18 protein-coding genes are annotated in these 17,688 nt (G+C 41.2%); 1 reads left to right on the forward strand and 17 read right to left on the reverse strand.

Annotated elements, in window-relative coordinates; genetic code table 11:
• Positions 1–7: 7 nt before the first annotated feature.
• Positions 8–271, reverse strand: coding sequence for a CD3324 family protein (locus BXY41_RS20420; RefSeq protein ID WP_104438722.1), 264 nt, complete (start codon positions 269–271; stop codon positions 8–10).
• A gap of 259 nt (positions 272–530) precedes the next feature.
• Here BXY41_RS20420 and BXY41_RS20425 point away from each other — a divergent pair, with 259 nt between their 5' ends.
• Positions 531–1,322, forward strand: a complete 792-nt coding sequence (locus tag BXY41_RS20425) for a GntR family transcriptional regulator (RefSeq protein WP_242980268.1) — start codon at positions 531–533, stop codon at positions 1,320–1,322.
• 58 nt (positions 1,323–1,380) lie between these two features.
• On the opposite strand, the gene BXY41_RS20430 is transcribed toward BXY41_RS20425, so the two are convergent.
• The 16 genes from BXY41_RS20430 to thiM form a co-directional block, all read right to left on the reverse strand.
• The gene (locus tag BXY41_RS20430; RefSeq protein WP_104438723.1) at positions 1,381–4,029 is read right to left on the reverse strand and encodes a translation factor GTPase family protein; all 2,649 of its coding nucleotides are present in this window, start codon (positions 4,027–4,029) and stop codon (positions 1,381–1,383) included.
• Between the two features lie 140 nt (positions 4,030–4,169).
• The gene (locus BXY41_RS20435) at positions 4,170–4,595 is read right to left on the reverse strand and encodes an N-acetyltransferase (RefSeq protein ID WP_104438724.1); all 426 of its coding nucleotides are present in this window, start codon (positions 4,593–4,595) and stop codon (positions 4,170–4,172) included.
• 103 nt (positions 4,596–4,698) lie between these two features.
• Positions 4,699–5,322, reverse strand: a complete 624-nt coding sequence (locus tag BXY41_RS20440; RefSeq protein WP_104438725.1) for a DUF4397 domain-containing protein — start codon at positions 5,320–5,322, stop codon at positions 4,699–4,701.
• 71 nt (positions 5,323–5,393) lie between these two features.
• A complete protein-coding gene (locus BXY41_RS20445; RefSeq protein WP_104438726.1) occupies positions 5,394–6,332 on the reverse strand; it encodes a sensor domain-containing diguanylate cyclase in 939 nt (312 codons plus the stop codon).
• A complete protein-coding gene (locus BXY41_RS20450) occupies positions 6,325–6,957 on the reverse strand; it encodes a chemotaxis protein CheC (RefSeq protein WP_104438727.1) in 633 nt (210 codons plus the stop codon). The genes BXY41_RS20445 and BXY41_RS20450 overlap by 8 nt, the downstream gene beginning before the upstream one ends.
• On the reverse strand, positions 6,944–7,324 hold the full coding sequence (locus BXY41_RS20455; RefSeq protein WP_104438752.1) for a response regulator transcription factor: 381 nt from the start codon (positions 7,322–7,324) through the stop codon (positions 6,944–6,946). Before BXY41_RS20455 ends, BXY41_RS20450 begins: the two co-directional genes overlap by 14 nt.
• Before the next feature lie 140 nt (positions 7,325–7,464).
• A complete protein-coding gene (locus BXY41_RS20460) occupies positions 7,465–8,793 on the reverse strand; it encodes a sensor histidine kinase (RefSeq protein WP_104438728.1) in 1,329 nt (442 codons plus the stop codon).
• A 13-nt stretch (positions 8,794–8,806) separates the two neighbouring features.
• Positions 8,807–9,547: a LytR/AlgR family response regulator transcription factor gene (locus BXY41_RS20465; RefSeq protein ID WP_104438729.1), complete on the reverse strand. Its 741-nt coding sequence runs from the start codon at positions 9,545–9,547 to the stop codon at positions 8,807–8,809.
• 202 nt (positions 9,548–9,749) lie between these two features.
• Positions 9,750–10,583 carry an undecaprenyl-diphosphate phosphatase gene (locus tag BXY41_RS20470; RefSeq protein WP_104438730.1) on the reverse strand — a complete coding sequence of 278 codons (834 nt, stop codon included), beginning with the start codon at positions 10,581–10,583 and terminating at the stop codon, positions 9,750–9,752.
• Between the two features lie 149 nt (positions 10,584–10,732).
• Positions 10,733–11,344, reverse strand: coding sequence for a helix-turn-helix domain-containing protein (locus tag BXY41_RS20475; protein ID WP_104438731.1), 612 nt, complete (start codon positions 11,342–11,344; stop codon positions 10,733–10,735).
• Between the two features lie 20 nt (positions 11,345–11,364).
• Positions 11,365–13,326 carry a methyl-accepting chemotaxis protein gene (locus BXY41_RS20480; RefSeq protein WP_104438732.1) on the reverse strand — a complete coding sequence of 654 codons (1,962 nt, stop codon included), beginning with the start codon at positions 13,324–13,326 and terminating at the stop codon, positions 11,365–11,367.
• 98 nt (positions 13,327–13,424) lie between these two features.
• A complete protein-coding gene (locus tag BXY41_RS20485; RefSeq protein ID WP_170072487.1) occupies positions 13,425–14,603 on the reverse strand; it encodes an Acg family FMN-binding oxidoreductase in 1,179 nt (392 codons plus the stop codon).
• On the reverse strand, positions 14,600–15,262 hold the full coding sequence (locus BXY41_RS20490) for a TetR/AcrR family transcriptional regulator (protein ID WP_104438733.1): 663 nt from the start codon (positions 15,260–15,262) through the stop codon (positions 14,600–14,602). The genes BXY41_RS20485 and BXY41_RS20490 overlap by 4 nt, the downstream gene beginning before the upstream one ends.
• A 73-nt stretch (positions 15,263–15,335) precedes the next feature.
• The gene (gene thiD / locus BXY41_RS20495; RefSeq protein WP_104438734.1) at positions 15,336–16,118 is read right to left on the reverse strand and encodes a bifunctional hydroxymethylpyrimidine kinase/phosphomethylpyrimidine kinase; all 783 of its coding nucleotides are present in this window, start codon (positions 16,116–16,118) and stop codon (positions 15,336–15,338) included.
• Positions 16,115–16,753 carry a thiamine phosphate synthase gene (gene thiE / locus BXY41_RS20500; RefSeq protein WP_104438735.1) on the reverse strand — a complete coding sequence of 213 codons (639 nt, stop codon included), beginning with the start codon at positions 16,751–16,753 and terminating at the stop codon, positions 16,115–16,117. The genes thiD and thiE overlap by 4 nt, the downstream gene beginning before the upstream one ends.
• Positions 16,740–17,564, reverse strand: a complete 825-nt coding sequence (gene thiM / locus BXY41_RS20505) for a hydroxyethylthiazole kinase (protein WP_104438736.1) — start codon at positions 17,562–17,564, stop codon at positions 16,740–16,742. The genes thiE and thiM overlap by 14 nt, the downstream gene beginning before the upstream one ends.
• Positions 17,565–17,688: the final 124 nt, after the last annotated feature.

Raw genomic sequence — 17,688 nt, forward strand, 5'->3', positions numbered from 1 at the left:
CGTCTATTTATTGATCATATATAATTTTTCTGATTGCGGAAAGAGAAAGGCAGTATTGCAATGCCAGGACCTCCATGGAACTGCCTGTTTGGTACTTGGTCCTGATTTCACTATTTCTCTGTTTTAACTCGTTTCTGTATCCGGTTTTCTCTCCCCATTGTTTTCTCTGTTCACAAAGAGCAGGGATATAGAGATATTCTCCCTGAATATATTGCTGCAATTCCCTGATTAGTTCATCGGGTAGAATTGCTTTTGCATTGATATATTTCATGCTGGCTTCCTCCTATTATTGAGTCAGAAGGCAAAACCGGCATTGTTTCAGTGACGGAACTCTCTCCATGCAATTGTCACTGAAACTGCCGTTTTTGCATGGAGCCATACATCGTTTTTTCTTTTCTTATTGATACACATATATTCTCCTTAAAAATATGATCTATTACTTTTTATTTATAAAATAGTGATTAATATACTAAATTTTTTTACATTTATTTCCTATAGGTGAAACATATGATATAATTAGTGTCAGTTAAATGAATATGTTAAAAGAAAGGAGGAATTATGAAAATCAATTGCTGCCCTGTGATTTTCATAATTACTTTACTATGGGGAAAGTTCCGGCTTATATGGTTGTTCATGATTTAATTAAATTGAAAATTAAAGATGGAACCTATCCTGTTTCAGAATTCCTTCCTACAGAACCAGAGCTTGAAAAGATATACAAAGTGAGCCGCACTACTATCAGAACTGCCATGGAAATCCTGAAGGATGAAGGTCTTGTTGAAATCAGGCAGGGGAGGGGTACAATCGTACTGGACTCCAGAGCTATTCAATCTTTAAACAAAGTCACCTCAGTCACTGAATGTCTTCGCAACAGGGGATTTGATGTCCGAACCAAAAGCATGTATATCGATGTTATTCACGCCACAGAAAGGCTGGGGAAAGAGCTTAATCAGCCTATCGGTACCCCAATAGCCAGAATACAGCGAATTCAACTGATTAATGAAAAACCAATAGCCATCATTAAAGATTACTTACCCTATGCTCTGGTTCCCAATATAGAGCAGTTTACAAACAAATTCAACGGTCTCTATGAATTTTTAGAGCAGCAGTATCATCTGGAGATCGAATCTGCCGACGACAAAATCTTTGCAAAATCTGCCGACTTTGCAGAATCAGAGATGCTGGCAGTCTTGCCGGGAACTGCACTTTTGTGCATCCAGCGGATCTGCTACAAGGGAACGGAACCAATCTTTTCTGATGATGTATGCATTCTGGGCGATCAATATGAACTTTCTATCTCATCCAATGGTCGAAATAAATGAATTTCTTTGGGTCCTTTCTGCAACAATCGATTTTCATCTGCAGAAAGGACCTATGCAATTACGATTCTTCACTGCCCGCTTCTTTTAACTGTTCTTTCGTTTTATCTGACAGAGAATCAAGCAGATAATTACGCTGCCTTGGTCTGGATTCCTGAAATTCTTCTGCCACTCTCTTATTTGCCGCTTCCATCTCAATCTTTAATTCTCTGGCCGATAGCAGGGCACAGCCGGCTCCCCTTACGATCATCTGCTGCAGACCATCGGAGGTAGCTACCGTGATCCGGTATTTTCCATTGTTATCATGAGCGAATCTTTCAATATAATGATCGGCTGTCTGCGCCTCTTTCGTATATACCAGATGGATATTGTGATAGGCAATGATTTCTTCCCTGTGTTCTTTTACCCGGTATGCATCAAATACGGCTATGATTCGGCATTTGCGGATCGCCTGATAATTACACAGCTGATCCAGAAGCTTCATTCTCGCACCATCCATATTATCGTTTGCCAGTTCGGCAAGTTCCGGCCAGGCAAATACAATGTTATAACCATCTACAAGTAGGTATTCTTCCCGATGCTCTGCCTGCCTTGGTTCATGATAGACAGGCTCCCGGCGTACCTCATATACAGGCCGTTTTCTCTTCCATTCTGTCCGCTTCCCTCTGTTTGCATAGAAGGTGCTTTCAATAATCCGGTCGATTTCTTCCAGACTCATAAGTGGTGCTTCCCGGCTGGCTGTACGGCTGTCTCCAGTCTCCTCATTCACAGCTGACTGGGCCAGTTTTAAAAATGGTTCCAGATGCATGTGGTTTTTCACCTGATCCCAGGGAACTACGAATCCGGCACCATGGGAGCAGAATACGGACCCAGTGGGATTGTCCGGATCGGTTTCTGAATTATAACCGGATTCCCTTATTACAGCTTCCGGATTATGACATGGCTCATAACCTTTTAACGTACAAAAAAGCCTTCCCATACCTCTGGAATATGCGGATACCTCTTTCTGGTAATTTCTCATGGTAAAGACCGGAGCACTGCCGGTAAGAACGGCGGTTGCACCGTCTGTATGGGTGATCTCACAGGTTCCTGACATCTTTTCGATGTCTGTCATGGCTCTTCCGACCAGGTTTTCCGGTAGTTCCAGGGTAAAACCATAATAGGGCTCCAGCAGTACCGACTGTGCTTCTTTTAAGCCCTGCCGTACCGCCCGGTATGTGGCTTCCCTGAAATCTCCGCCTTCTGTATGTTTTTGATGTGCTTTCCCAGATACAAGGGTAATTCTCATATCTGTAATTGCAGATCCGGTGAGGACGCCTTTATGACTTTTTTCCTCCAGATGAGTCAGTACAAGTTTCTGGTAGTTTTTGGCCAGCAGATCCTCACTGCAGGCTAAACAAAATTCCATACCACTGCCTTGTTCCCCAGGTTCAAGCAAAAGATGAACCTCTGCATAATGTCTCAGGGGTTCAAAATGCCCCACACCTTCCACTGGGTTTTCAATGGACTCTTTGTACACAATCCTTCCTGTATCAAAGGATACCTCGACTCCAAACCGCTCTGAAATCAGGGTTTTTAATATCTCAATCTGTATTTCCCCCATGATCTGTGCCTGAATCTCCTGTACGTGTTCATCCCATACAATATGAAGCTCCGGCTCCTCTTCTTCCAGCTGGCGGAGCTTTGGAAGCATCTGCCTTGGGTCACAGCCTTCCGGTAATGCAATCTGATAAGACAGAACCGGTTCCAAAACCGGTGATTCATAGGCTGCTTCAAAACCCAGCCCCTCGCCTGGTCTGGTCTGGGTAAGCCCGGTTACTGCACAGATACAGCCGGGAGAAACCTCATTCACTGCCTCGTATTTTTCTCCGGAATAAATGCGAATCTGGTTGATTTTCTCCTCCCAGACTCCGTTGGTCAGGGTATTCTTTACGCTGAGGGAACCGCCGGTAAGCTTTAAGTGGGTCAGCCGGTTTCCCTGGTCATCCCTTGTGATTTTAAAGATTTTTGCTCCCAATTCATGGGGATATTCCCGTATCAGGGCGTAATCGCTGATTCCTTTCAGCAGCGCTTCTATTCCCTGCAATTTCAGTGCAGAACCGAAGAAGCAGGGAAATACATTCCGGCTTTTAATTCCCTGCCGGATCTTATCCCCGCTTACCCGGCCGGTCTCCAAATATTCATCCATCATGCTTTCGCTGCACATGGCAAGCTGATCATAAAAGCCATCTGTATCATTCAGGGAAAAATCGATACAGCTGTCATGAAGCTGCTTTTTGACCTCACTCATCAATCTGTCCTGATCGGCAGCCGGCTGATCCATCTTATTAATAAAAAGGAAAACGGGAATCTGGTACATGGATAAAAGACGCCATAAAGTTCTGGTGTGTCCCTGTACTCCGTCTGCGCCGCTGATTACCAGTATGGCATAGTCCAGCACGCGAAGGGTCCGCTCCATCTCCGCACTGAAGTCCACATGCCCCGGAGTATCTAGAAGGGTGATTTTAAGATCTCCCATTTCAAATACTGCCTGTTTGGAAAATATGGTGATCCCTCTGGCTTTTTCCAGCTCGTAGGTGTCTAAAAATGTATTTTTATTGTCAACTCTTCCTGGCTTTCCGATCTTTCCGCTTGCATAAAGAATTCCTTCTGACAGCGTGGTCTTACCTGCATCGACATGAGCCAGTATTCCTATGGTTAATTGTTTCATAATATTTTACGAATCCTTTGTGCCATTCATTTCTTGTCTGATTTGTCTTTCTTATCATACCAGTTTCCCGTAATTTTGTATATGGGAAGATCATAATTCAATCAGACTCTGACACAAAGTTTTTTGTCAGTAAAACTTAATCAGGTCCTGTTCCAGACCATCTCATACTCCACTTCCCCGTTTTCCCTGTCCACCTGTTTTTCAGTCACAAGAAAACCTTCTCTTAAATAAAAATTTACTGCACGTTGATTTTTTTCATACACCTTTAACGATAATTCATTATGATTTTCTTTTACATGATGAAGCAGCTGTCTTCCGATTCCCCTGGACTGGTTGTCCTTCGAAATAAAAATACCAGCAATGTAATTGTTCATCAGACCAATAAAACCTTCTATGCTTCCATTGTCTTCATACACATAAACAGAAGCCTTTGGGAGTATCTCCATTACTTCATCAAAGTGATCCTGCCAATAATTTTTTTTAATAAAATCATGGGCCTGTATGTTTGTTTCAAGCCATAATTCCATAATCCGGTTTAAATCTTCCGCCTGAAAGTCTCTTACCATTTTCCTAACTCCTTTGTTCTTCAATTTATTAAAAAAACAGATAACTCTGATGTGTGACTCACAAAGAGCTATCTGTTTTCCCTTACTAATTCAAAGTTATACCTTAAATTTCATCCATTGTCAAGAGAACCTCCAGCTGAGGATCTCCCTGAAGCAACCCGACTGCATAAATTGTATTAAGACTGTTTTCCGTTAATGGGACATTGGGGATTTCCAACACTATGTCTGATGACCCTGCCGGTCTGACCTGCAAAGTAAGTTCCATGGGGTCTGCGGCGATGTAGGGGGTGATCTGTTTAAATGCGACATTGGGGAAGATCACAGTTCCATCCTGGAGTGTGATATCTACGGCTGGCGCATCTGGAGAAAGATGTATAAAACGAACCATGGCTTTTCCTGGAATGATATCACTGCCCCCATCTGTGATAGAAAGCAGGCTGATATTATCGGGAGTTCCCACTGCTGCTACAGTGAGCATGACGTCCGGCTCTACAGGAAGCATATTGGCGACAATGGGATTATCCTGAGTTCCCGCCACATAAAGAGTAACTTTATAGGTTCCTTCCTGTACGGGTAAGTAATCTGTAAAATCTCCATAAGCAAGATTATCAATTATCATCTCATCATCCACGTATATGTCAACATTCGGTGCATTGGGAGCTGTGTGCATGACACGCACATAGCCTACTTGTACTTCATCTGACGGTCTGGTTGTGTACTGATCCATATGATACCTCTCGATTTATATATACGGTATAATATATGCTTACCGGAGAGGAAGTGACCGGATTTTCCTTTTTATTCCATTCGGTAAAAATATGTTTCTGTTCCCTTTAGCTGCTTTGCCGCATACATGGCGGCATCCGCTTTTACAAGCAGCTGGTCTACGGTATCTGCATCAATTGGATAAAAGCTGATACCTCCGCTTATGGACAGAGAGATGGTTATGTTCTGGATCTTCACCGGTTTTTTGGTAAGTTTCACGATTCTGGAAGCAACAACTTTATAATTGTCAACATCTTTCATGTCAGGCAGAAGAATAACAAATTCATCTCCTCCATACCGGCATACCATATCACTTTCTCGTGCAGACTTCTCAAGCAGCTGGGAAATATGAATCAGTACCTTGTCCCCAAACTCATGACCGTAGGTGTCATTAATGGATTTGAATTTATTGACATCACAAAAAATCAGCCCCAAAAGAGTCTTATTCCTTTTAGCCTGGAGAAGTAAGCTGGATGAGACTTCATAGAATAAACTGCGGTTTGCAGCACCCGTTAATTTATCATGATATGCCAGCTTTTGGATTATCTTTTCCTTTTCCTTCAGTTCCCTGTTGGTATCCCATAATTTATTTACATAGGATTTTAATTGCTTGATCTGATTAAACTGGCTGGTAACATTCATAAATTCCAACTGTATAAAATGTTTATCTTCATTTTCTATTCTGCTCATTTTCAGATTAAAGTGATCGGAATTATTCAGCATCTGCTTATGGATTGCACCGGAAAAGAAACTGATCGTTCCCTGTTCTATCACATCATAAAAAGCATCCAGATAATATCTCATACTAAAATTAGGCAGGATATCAACAATCGGCTGATTGAGAATATCATACCGTTTCAGATTTGTAATATCTTCCATGTAATAATTCCAGTAAATAATCTGCAGTTCCTCATTTAACAGAACAATCCCCTCATTTAAGTTGTCCAGTACCTGATATAATAATTTATTCATATAGTGATTCCTCTAGCTTGTGAATCCTCGTTAATAAATCATTGATTGAATGAAGGGATAAGTCAACGATAATTGCCCCTTCAATCTCTGTATCCCCAATAACAAAGGTTATATATAAAATCAACACATATACATTATCTGTATTCCGATAGTCATATTTAAATTCCATGGCATTAAAAAGCCTGACCTCCGGCAGTGTATATTTAAAGCTGATATTTAAAAGATTTCCCGTCTCTCCTATAATACAGTTTAATATAATATTGCCAATTTCTTTAATAATATCAAAATCAACATCATTAAAATCCATATCGTCACTGTCGCTTTGCTCTTCCTGCAGGCAGAGACTGATAAATTTCTTCATCTTTTCCGCTGAAAAAATTAGGCTTGCTTTTCCTGTATAATTTTCTTTAAATGAAAGAGTAGAAACCATAAGTGTACCGTTTTTCTTCATGGAAATATACTCGTCAATTGCATAGGATTCGGAAGAAGCTTTCAAGATTTTAACATTAGGTACGTTTAGATGTATTTTTTGACCGACTATATCCGATAAAATACCAGCCGCACGACCGACACTGATGTTAAACAGCTCCTTTAGTATATCCTGTGTCATATCACTGCTTCCCATTGTCCTTCTCCTTCATTATATTGCAGATAATCTGGGCTTTTTCATCGGTAAATGGTTTATTAATAAACGACATGATATGAAGATTTTCAACTTCTTCCCTGACATGATTCTGAACATCAGCGGTAACTACAATGATATTAGCAGTGGAATCAGATTCTTTAATCAGTTTGATCAGGCTCTGCCCATCCAGACCGGGCATCAGAAGATCCACAAAAACATAATCTGGTTTCAGCTCCTGATACTTCTTAAGCCCTTCCCAGCCATCAGCAGAAAAATAGATTTCTGACTGTTCTACATGCTTTCTTATAATATTGGCAGTGATTTTCTGTGAAAAAACAGAATCATCCACAATTAGTATTTTAATCATATAATCCCTTCTTTCCAGACAAGCTGGTTTTGACAGCGTGTCCCATTCATACATGTACTTAAATATAAAATATATCATTCCCAGGTTGTTGTATTTTGTACTCAATACTATTTTTTTCGTTCCCAATACAGAAAAATCCATTATGATTGGAGCAATCTGGGTATACAAACCTTTATTTTAAAAATTCTTTTTTCTGCCTCCGGTTCCAGGTAAAGCAGTCCTCCCAGACTTTCGGTTGTACGTCTTATAATCTGCAGGCCAAATCCGTGAGAAATTTTATTATCTTTTCTCGTCTTCAATTCTCCTGCAGATTCAATCAGTGTTCCATCAAAAGAATTTACAATTTCTATAATTGCCCATTCCCTGGTTCCCCGGCTGGTTATTTCAATAAACCGTTTTTCCTCTTTTAATTGACTGCAGGCCTCTATGGCATTATCTACGATATTAGAAAAAATACAGACGACATCCATGTCAGATGCTGAAATATCGGAAGGAAGACAGGCACAGGCCGTAAATTGAATCTCCAGATCTTCGCAGGAATTGGCTGCATCTTGTAAAATAGCATCCAAAAGTATATGATCCGAATATGTTTTATGAACCAGAACTTCTTTTTTCATGGTTACATGTATATCATCAAGCATTTTTGCCGCTTTGTCGTACTCTTTTTGGTTAAGCAGAAATTTAACGGATCCCATTAATTTTTCATAGTCATGGCGAAATAGTTTAAAGCTTTCTGTAAATCTGCTGTAGGACTGGTAATGACGAAGCTGGCGGGAAAGCTGTTCTTTCATCTTATTGGTGTTTAGCTCATACTCAATCAGCTCCGATACCCTGGCAGTATGGTGAAACGCAAATTCCAGATACAGTTTCCCAATGACACACGATCCCAGATACAAATATGTAAACCATAGCTGAACCGTTTCATAAGAACGTCCATCGTTAACCAACATAAGAAATAACAACTGAAAAATAATATAAACAACCACAAACTGAAGCTGTCCCATGTTATAAAGTGCTGGTCTGGCTTTAGAATCCGGTACAGTCACCTTTCTTGTAATCTGAAAGATAAGTAAGGAAAGAAATATGGATAAAACAAATATCCACATGTAATATACAGGATTAGACAAAACCTGAATAATACTTTGTTTTAAAAAAATTGAATACAATGAACAAACAATTCCTCTGCTGCTATACAAAGAAAATATATATAAACTTCCCGCATACGTCGTCTGCAGCCAGTTCACGTAAAACAGGACGTAGATAATTATATTAACCGATAACATCATCAAAAAGACTGCAATCCGATGATCCAGATAGCGATAAGCAAAAATTGTAACGGTCAGGTTGAATGCTGCTGCCGCAAAATAATAACCAAATCCTTCGTGTCTGGCATGAAACATCCGCCTGAAATAATGTAAAATATAAATATCATATAGCATCATTAATGAAATATAAATAAAATATTGCATATACTTTTATCCTCTACTTTGGTACATGGAGGCTGATCCGGCTGATATAATCAGAAAAAGCCTTCCTTACCTGCTTTATGTACGTAACCCCCAGGGGGATTACCGTTCCTGTCTTTAAGCAAACAGCATTTTGCTGAAACATTACAATATAAGACAGATTTACAATATAGGAGCGGTGTACGCGTACAAATCCCTTTCCTGACAGCTGATTTTCTATATTCTCCATAGAAGAGTAAAAGCTGAATTCTTCTGAACCGTTATATTGAACCGTTACAATTCGTTTTGTTATTTCAAAAAAAGAAATACTGCTTACAGACAGCACTTTCTGCACTCCCTGTGATTCACACAAAAATATATCGCTGCCTTTCTTTTGAATTCTGGAAATTGCCTGAAGAAATACTCTCTCAAATCGCTCCGGTGTTGTTTCTCCTTTTAGTAAATACTGCACAGGAGTGACATCAAATGCTTCAAATACATATTCGTCACTGGTAGTCAGAAAAATAATTTCTGACTGGCAGCCGGAATCCCTTAATCTTCTCGCAGTCTCAATCCCATTTAACTGGTGCATGAGTATATCCATATAAATGATATCCGCCTGACCCGGACTGTCAGAAAGATGAAATAAGAGCTGTTCTCCAGAACTAAACGATGAGATTGTGACTTGGATTTGATTTTTTTCTGCAATTGTTTTAATAAGGCTTGCGTACTCATCAAGGGTTTCTTGAATATCGTCACACAGGAATATGGTATACATAAATGCTTCCCCTTCTTATATATCTAAATATCTTATGTCCTGATCCCGTTGTATTTCTCCTTCCATTTTAATAAATGAACGCAACAATTACAAGAAATTCTTTTAAAAATAAAAAAGGTGTAATCAAAATTGATTTTAAACCGGCAAAAACCCCTGACACAACGTCAGGGGCTGGAAAAAATAAACATGTAATTTTAAAAAATTATCTCAGGAAAAAATAAAGCAAAACAATCATGCCAAGTATGATGCGATACCACCCAAAAACTTTAAAATCGTGTTTCTTTATATAACTCATCAGAAATTTTATAACCAGTATGGAAACGGCAAACGCAACAACCATTCCTGTTACCAGAATAAATAGTTCTTCCCCGGAAAAGGTCAATCCGAATTTAAGTATCTTGATAGCACTTAAGCCAAACATTACAGGAACTGCCATAAAAAACGTGAATTCAGCTGCCGCTGTCCGGGATACTCCAATGAGCAAAGCACCGATTATGGTTGCACCGGAACGTGAGGTGCCGGGAACAATGGAAAGCACCTGGAATAACCCAATAATAAACGCTGTCTGGTAATTAATATCTGCTATTTTAGTTATAGCTGGTGTACGTCTTTTATTCCAGTTTTCAATCAGGATAAATGCGACTCCATAAAAAATCAAAGCTGCTGCAATCACCTGTGGTGTCTGAAACCGGGCGTCAATATAATCGTCGAAAAGAATGGTCACAATTGCTCCCGGCACACAGGCAATGACTACCTTAATCCAGATAAGAAATGTTTCTTTTATCAGAAAGGGGCTGTTTTTATCACTCCACTGAAATGGAAACATTTTGTTCCAGAACAGGATTACTACAGCAAGGATTGCTCCCAGCTGAATCACAACAAAGAACATTTCCTTAAACCCCTCACTCCCGCTGATCTGTAAAAACTGATCCACAAGGAGCATATGCCCGGTACTGCTGATCGGCAGCCATTCTGTAATACCTTCTACAATTCCCAAAAATACAACCTTAAAAAACTCTGTTACTATGGAACCCATTGGTTTCATTCCTCCTGCTTTACCTTTTTTATTTCTATCCCCAATCTTCCTCTTTTATGCAGAAAAAAGCAAGACACCTGACGTAACTTAAAAGAAAAAGCCTATGACACGAATGGTGTCACAGGCCTGGAACCTTGTATCAACTACTTTTATCTGGCAGGACCTTTTATTAACAGCACCACCTTGCCCATGAGAAGCAGAAACAGAAATGCCGCTACATACAGCTGGCGGAATGCGATAAAAAAGAGGACTGCCATGGAATGGACCAACAGGGAAAACTGGTTCATCCTCTTTCTTAATGTCTCATGGTCCTTCATCTGTACAATCAGTTCTATCACGCCAATCAGTGTCAGGCACAGAATAAAACCGGCAGACAAAAGTATCCCCCATATAGGATTATCTGTAAATTTAAAGAATGGCACTGAGAGAAAATGTCCCCCTTCTTCCTGAGTAAAAAGTGGAAGTACCAGGAAAGACACTGCCATGAAATCAAAAATTCCATAGGCCAGATTAAAAATCTGCCCCAGATTTCTGCGGTTCTCATCCTCAGCAAGGATAATGAGCTCCTCTCCCATTAACAGCTCATCAATGGATACACCAAACAGCTTTGATATGCATTTAAGGGAGTCAATATTGGGATAGCCCCTGCCGCTTTCCCATTTTGATACCGCAGTTCTTGAAACATACAGCTGGGATGCAAGCTGTTCCTGGGTCAGATTGTTTTGTTTTCTCAATAACTGCAGTTTTTCACCAAACTCCAAATCTTTACCCCCTGATCATTTTATTTATTGCTCCCTGCTAATTCAAATTTGGAAACCAGACTGGTCATAATTAATGATTGCCCGGACAGCTCCTGTGCATACGCTGCACTTTCTTCTGCTGTGGCAGCATTGGACTGAACCACTCCGGAAACCTGCTCTATGCCGATTTTTAATTGGGTAACGGCTTCCGACTGCTCTAAGGAACGATTGGAGATCTGGTTGACCAATTGGGAAACCTCTCTTGTACTTGTCACAATCTGCTCAAGAGTATGGGAGGTTTCTATTGCAATTTCATTTCCGTTTTTAACAGCCTCGATGGATTTTTGAATCAAAGCAGCCGTATCCCTGGCTGCATCTGCACTTTTTCCGGCCAGATTCCTTACTTCGTCTGACACTACAGCAAATCCTTTTCCGGCCTCACCAACTCTTGCAGCTTCCACAGCTGCGTTCAAAGCCAGAATATTAGTCTGAAAAGCAATGTCTTCCACAACTTTTATAATCTTTCCGATTTCCGTTGATGTTTCATTGATCTCATTCATTGCGCTTACCAGTTTATCCATCTCCTGCTTTCCGCTGCTGACCTGATCTACCGCCTGTAGCGATTTGGTTCCGGCCAGTTCCGCATTATCGGCATTGGAACTGATGTGGTGTGAAATATCGGAGATGGTTGCGGCTATTTCTTCCACAGAACTTGCCTGCCTTGTGGCGCCCTGAGATAACTGCTGGGAGGATTCCGCTACCTGTTCTGAACTGCTGTTTACCTGTCTGGCTGAGATTATAATTTCACCAAATGCTTTGTTTAGCTGATCTGTGATCTGGTTTAATGATGTCTGTATTTCTATAAATTCGCCCTTATATTCAATATCCGATGACACGCTTAAGTTCCCTGCCGATACCTGCTGCAAGATATAGGCAATTTCCTGAATATAAGATTTAAGGGAACTTACCATATCAGCGATACTTCTGGTCAATATGCCAATCTCATCCTTGCTGTTATGGATATAAACTTCACTTTCCAAATCACCGTCAGCCAGAAGCTCCATACGTCTGGTAATTTTCTTAATTGGGTTCGACAGGCGGTTTGCCAGCATAAAGCTTGCAGCAATACCAATAATGATTAATACACAAGAGGAAACAAGAAGCAATACAATTGTGTATATAATGGAGGAGGTCATCTCCTTAACAGGTGCCACCACTCCGTAGGACCAGCCATCGGAATTGCTCACAGGGCCAAAGGCACAGATTCTGGCACCTGTCTCATATTCGTATCTGTCTACTCCTTTTTCCCCCTTTATCATCTTGCCATATACCTTTGACGCATTTACAAGGGAAGGATCTGTTTTCGCTTTCTCAATAAAATTCTGTCTTTCTTCCACCAGATTGGGTCTCTTATTGGCTACGAAGGTACCAGTACTATCAAGCATAAATACATTGCCTGTCTTACCAATTACAATTTTTTCAATAATTCTGCTGAAGTAAAGGCTGTCCAGAACACCGATCACCACACCTGATTGAGAAGGCAAAGGAGAACAGACGTAAAATACCATCTGATTGTCCAATGCTTCCGTTGAGGAGATTGTAGTATTTCCTTTTAAACTGTCTGTGAAGAACGTTTTGGTAGAAAAATCCTGCCCATCCAGAGCCTGATCCGTACTGGACAGCTTTCCGTCCGGACCTGCAACCGCCAGTGCTTTAAATTTCGTATTTTTCATTACCACATCCAGAGCATTCAGTTTCTTACCCATATCACCTGACTGCACCGTTCCCAGCTGGCTGGCAAGACTTTCTGCCTGTTCCTTTAATAGACTGATCTCCGCGGCCAATGCAGTGTTGGCAATCTCTCCCATAGCATTCATATCACTTTTGGTGTTCTCGGTAATACTGTAATAACTGGCGCTGATACCTGTAATCACGTTGACCGCTGAGGTCGCAAATAACAAAAGAAATATAACAAAAAACAGCTTGCTTTTTATTGTCTTCATAGAAACATATCCCCCTTGTCATAGTAGTTAAATCTATTATACATTGGGATTGTTTATTTTACAAATATCTATTTCAAAAAACGACTAAATTTTACAATTTATTCCATTATGAAACTCATAACATCTCTCCTCATGGAATTTGGAGCAGCTGTTTCCGGTTTCCCTATTCGTAAGAGCATCTGTACAGTCTTGCCCTGGCCGGCATAATCGTTTCTGAAATTATCATAGGGCAGTTTCATCTCCGGATATTCCTCCAGCACCTGGCTGAGAGGCTGCATGGCAAGACCCATGGTATGACCCGTAAGAATCATCCTGCTGTATAGCATACCGCTGAGCACCTGATCTGTCCGTGTGTTCGCGCTGGTTGTTATGACAGCATAGGCGGCAGTATGATCGACTGCTGTTTTCGTATAATGAATGAAGTTTTCAGATGCACCTTTTCCTTCGTTGATAGAGGGAAACATGGTGATTAATCCCTGGAGCAGATACCGTTTAAGGCCGGAAGCTCCCTGTCCTTCCACCGAATAGCCCCATCGGTACTTGTTTTTTTCCTTTTCGTTTGCACGGAAAATTGCATTGGATTCATCCATTGCTCTGGTAACCCCGGCTTCGATTGTTGCACTTTCCATAACGTAATTGCCGATTTTATTTAAATCAGCCTGATCGGTATAAAGATTTATGGACAGACTGTCCTGATCCGGTAATTTTAATAATTGGGAGATCTGGGAAGAATCAGGTGCTTCCATCTTATAATTTCCCCGGTTTGTATCTGCCAGATATATTCCACTGTATAGAGGACTTTCCTCCTGCTTGGAAGGGATAAGAGTAATCTTAGCTACCGGCTTTTTATCCATGCTGCTTAAGATATCATTTTCCTCATATTCACCTTCTGGAAAGATGGCAATCTCTGTTTGAAATCCTTCCTTTTCTCCGGCCACTCTTACATACTCTAAGAATGTACCCTGAGTAATCATCATCTGCCGGTAAAGCGGATCTACCTCTTTGGTTGTCCTCAGGCTGTCTGCATATAAGTAAAATACCATGGGATCTTCTTTATCCAGTTTCACTTTCCACGGCTGCATATTGTGGTTGTTTGCTGCCAGCAGACCGGCCGCAGTCAGGCGCACCCGGGGATCGGTATACTTTGATGCATAATTTTTGTTCCACGGTTCTAAATATGACTGCTTCATAAATCCTCCGCCCAGAATAAATAATACAAACAACAGGAAAATAATGAAACTGACTGCACAGGCTATTATCTTTAAAAAGACCTTCATACAACAGTCTCCTTTGCCGAAACCAGCTGTATCATCAACTGAAAGGACTCCTCTAAGAAATCTTCTACGGAAGTATGGTGATAATTCTCCAGATATTCCTTTTTCCTTCCACATGCATTAAAAATTCCAATTGTAAATGCCCATAAAATCAATGCAGTTTTCTCACAGTTCATATCCCGCTTAAAGCTTCCATCGTTTTTCCCTTTTTTCAGCGCCTCTATCAGAAAGGAAAGAACTTCCTCCCCCAGGCGGTAACACTCTTCTTTGGAGTCATCTGTGACGCCGCATTGATATCCATCATCCTTGGTTTCATACTCCATGATTGCTTTGAAGTAATCTGCATGCTTCTGCCGAAAAGAGAATAAGGTGTAAAAAATGCAGTGAAGCTCATCCAGCGCACTGGCTGGTTTTTCATTTCCAAACCCTTCCTCCATCATTCTTAACAGCTGTCTGTAACCTCTGATCATAATTTCAAAATAGATCTGTTCCTTACTGTTAAAATATACATAAACGGTCCGTTTGCTGAATTCTGCTTTTTTTGCAACTGCATCCATGGAAGAATTTTCATAACCGTTTGCAAAGAAAACTTTTTCCGCTGCGTCTATGATATCCTTTCTCTTAATTTCCTTTTCCTGTTGTTTTCGTTCTTCCGCTCCCAATTGTAATACCTCCTGTATCCCATCATTTTAATAAGTAAACTGGTAGTTTACTTATTTTATAACAGTTTACAGATTATGTCAATCCCCACATGTGATTTAAAGGGCCGCTGCCTTTCCCGATGTTTAACTGGTCATTTAAAGCTCCTGTAATATACGCTTTGGCGTTTTTAACACTCTCTTCCAGCGTGCAGCCATTGGCAAGACTGCAGGCAATGGCGGAGGACAGCGTACATCCGGTTCCATGGGTGTTGGGATTGTCAATGCGTTTTCCAGTCATCCATACCATGTTTTCTTTGGTATAGAGAAGATCATCAGAAGTCTCTGTCAGGTGACCTCCTTTTATTAAAACTGCACATCCCAGCTTTTGAAAGATTGCCTCTGCCGCTTTTTCCATGTGGTCTTTGCTGGTGATTTTTATATTGCAAAGGGCCTCTGCTTCCGGGATATTGGGCGTGGCAAGAAGTGCTGCAGGCAGCAGTTTTCCAATCAGCGCATCCATTGCCGTTTCAGAAAGCAGCTTAGAACCGCTGGTTGATATCATAACCGGATCGACAACCAGATTTTTCACCTTATATTCCTTCAGTTTCGTGGCAATCGTCTCGATAATTCCGCTGTTTGATACCATGCCGATCTTCACCGCATCGGGAAAAATGTCGGTAAAAATACAATCCATCTGCTGTCCTACAAATTCAGGTGTCACATCCATAATAGATGTGACACCTGTGGTATTCTGGGCAGTAAGCGCTGTAATTACACTCATCCCATATACCTTGTGTGCAGTCATTGTCTTCAAATCTGCCTGAATACCAGCACCGCCGCTGCAATCAGAGCCTGCAATTGTCAGTACTTTTTTCATAAAACCGCCTCCTTCACCAATGATAAAAGAGTTTTTACTGCTTTCTCCTTCTCTTTGGCAGCAAAAACTGCAGAAATAACTGCTACTCCATCAATCCCGCTTCCTTTCAGTTTTAAAATATTATCCTCATTGATTCCGCCTATGGCTATTACGGGAATGGATACGCAGCTGCAGATTTCTTTTAAAGTCTCAAAGGTAACAGGATTGGCATCTGTTTTGGTGGAGGTCTCAAAGACTGCACCCACCCCGATATAATCTGCACCGTTTTTCTCAGCCAGAAGTGCCTGCTCTTTTGTCTGCGCCGATACTCCAAGTATCATGTCTTCTCCGATCAGCTCTCTGCATTTTTTTGCCTCCAGATCCTTTTGCCCTACGTGAACACCATCTGCCCCTACAGTAAGAGCTACCTGGATATTATCATTGATTACAAAGGGTATTTTATATTTTTCAGTGATTCTTCTGATCTCTTTTCCCTCTGCGACAAAGCTGTCGTAATCCAGATTTTTTTCCCGAAGCTGAATAAACGTAGCACCTGATTTAATAATTTCCTCCACCTGTTCATGAAGTTTGTTCCCGTTAAGCCAGGTCCGGTCGGTCACCACATATAAAAGCATAGTTTCTTTAGAAACATTCATATTTTCCACCTTCTTCCAGCATCTGTTCATTCAGTCTGCTCATCTCATCAATCAGCAGCATACGGTATGTACCGGTGCCCCCATGAAGCTGGCTAAGCTTCTTATATGCCAGTTCCCCACACAGTCCCATCCCGCATACGGCAGCTGCAGAGGCCTTTAAAATACTGCCGGGATTTGCTCCTACATAGCTTCCGGTAACAGCAGCCAGCATGCAGCCGGTTCCAGTGATTCTGCTCATCATGATATGACCGTTTCTGACTGCATACGCAAGATTCCCATCAGCAACCAAATCAATGGCTCCTGTAATCGCGATGACGGAACCGGTTCTTTTTGAGAACTCTTTTGCGAAGTCTGCCACACCTTTTAAATTGTCCTCCGTCACTTTATCCCCTTCACAGGCATCCACACCTGCAGTCTTTCCTTCTCCTGCTGCCAGGAATTTAATTTCCGATATATTGCCTTTTATTACGGAAAACTGGATCTCTTCCAGAAGCTGATACGCTAATTTTTTCCGAAATGCCGATGCACCGGCTCCCACAGGATCAAAAACAACTGGCAGACCGCACTGATTTGCCTTCTTTCCTGCTGCCAGCATGGATAGGGCGGTACGTTCATTCAGGGTTCCCATATTCAGTACAAGAGCGGAAGAAATAGCGGTGATATCAGTAACTTCATTGATATCATCTGCCATAATGGGAGATCCTCCGCTTGCCAGAATGATGTTGGCGCAGTCGTTTACAGTTACATAATTTGTAATAGCATGGACCAGTGGAACATTGTTTCTTACATTGGTAATAATTTGTTCAAACATTTTCCTTACTCCTTTTCCTGTTTTGAGGGAGTCAATACCACCGGCTTAGCCGGTGGCTTGCTCAACCCCTATAAGGGGTTTATTTCCTGCTTGCGCCCGGAAGGCGCTCCGAAAGTCTGCCTAC

Origin of the sequence: Lacrimispora xylanisolvens, assembly GCF_002934545.1 — a bacterium.
In the GTDB taxonomy this organism is placed as follows: Bacteria; Bacillota; Clostridia; order Lachnospirales; family Lachnospiraceae; genus Lacrimispora; species Lacrimispora xylanisolvens.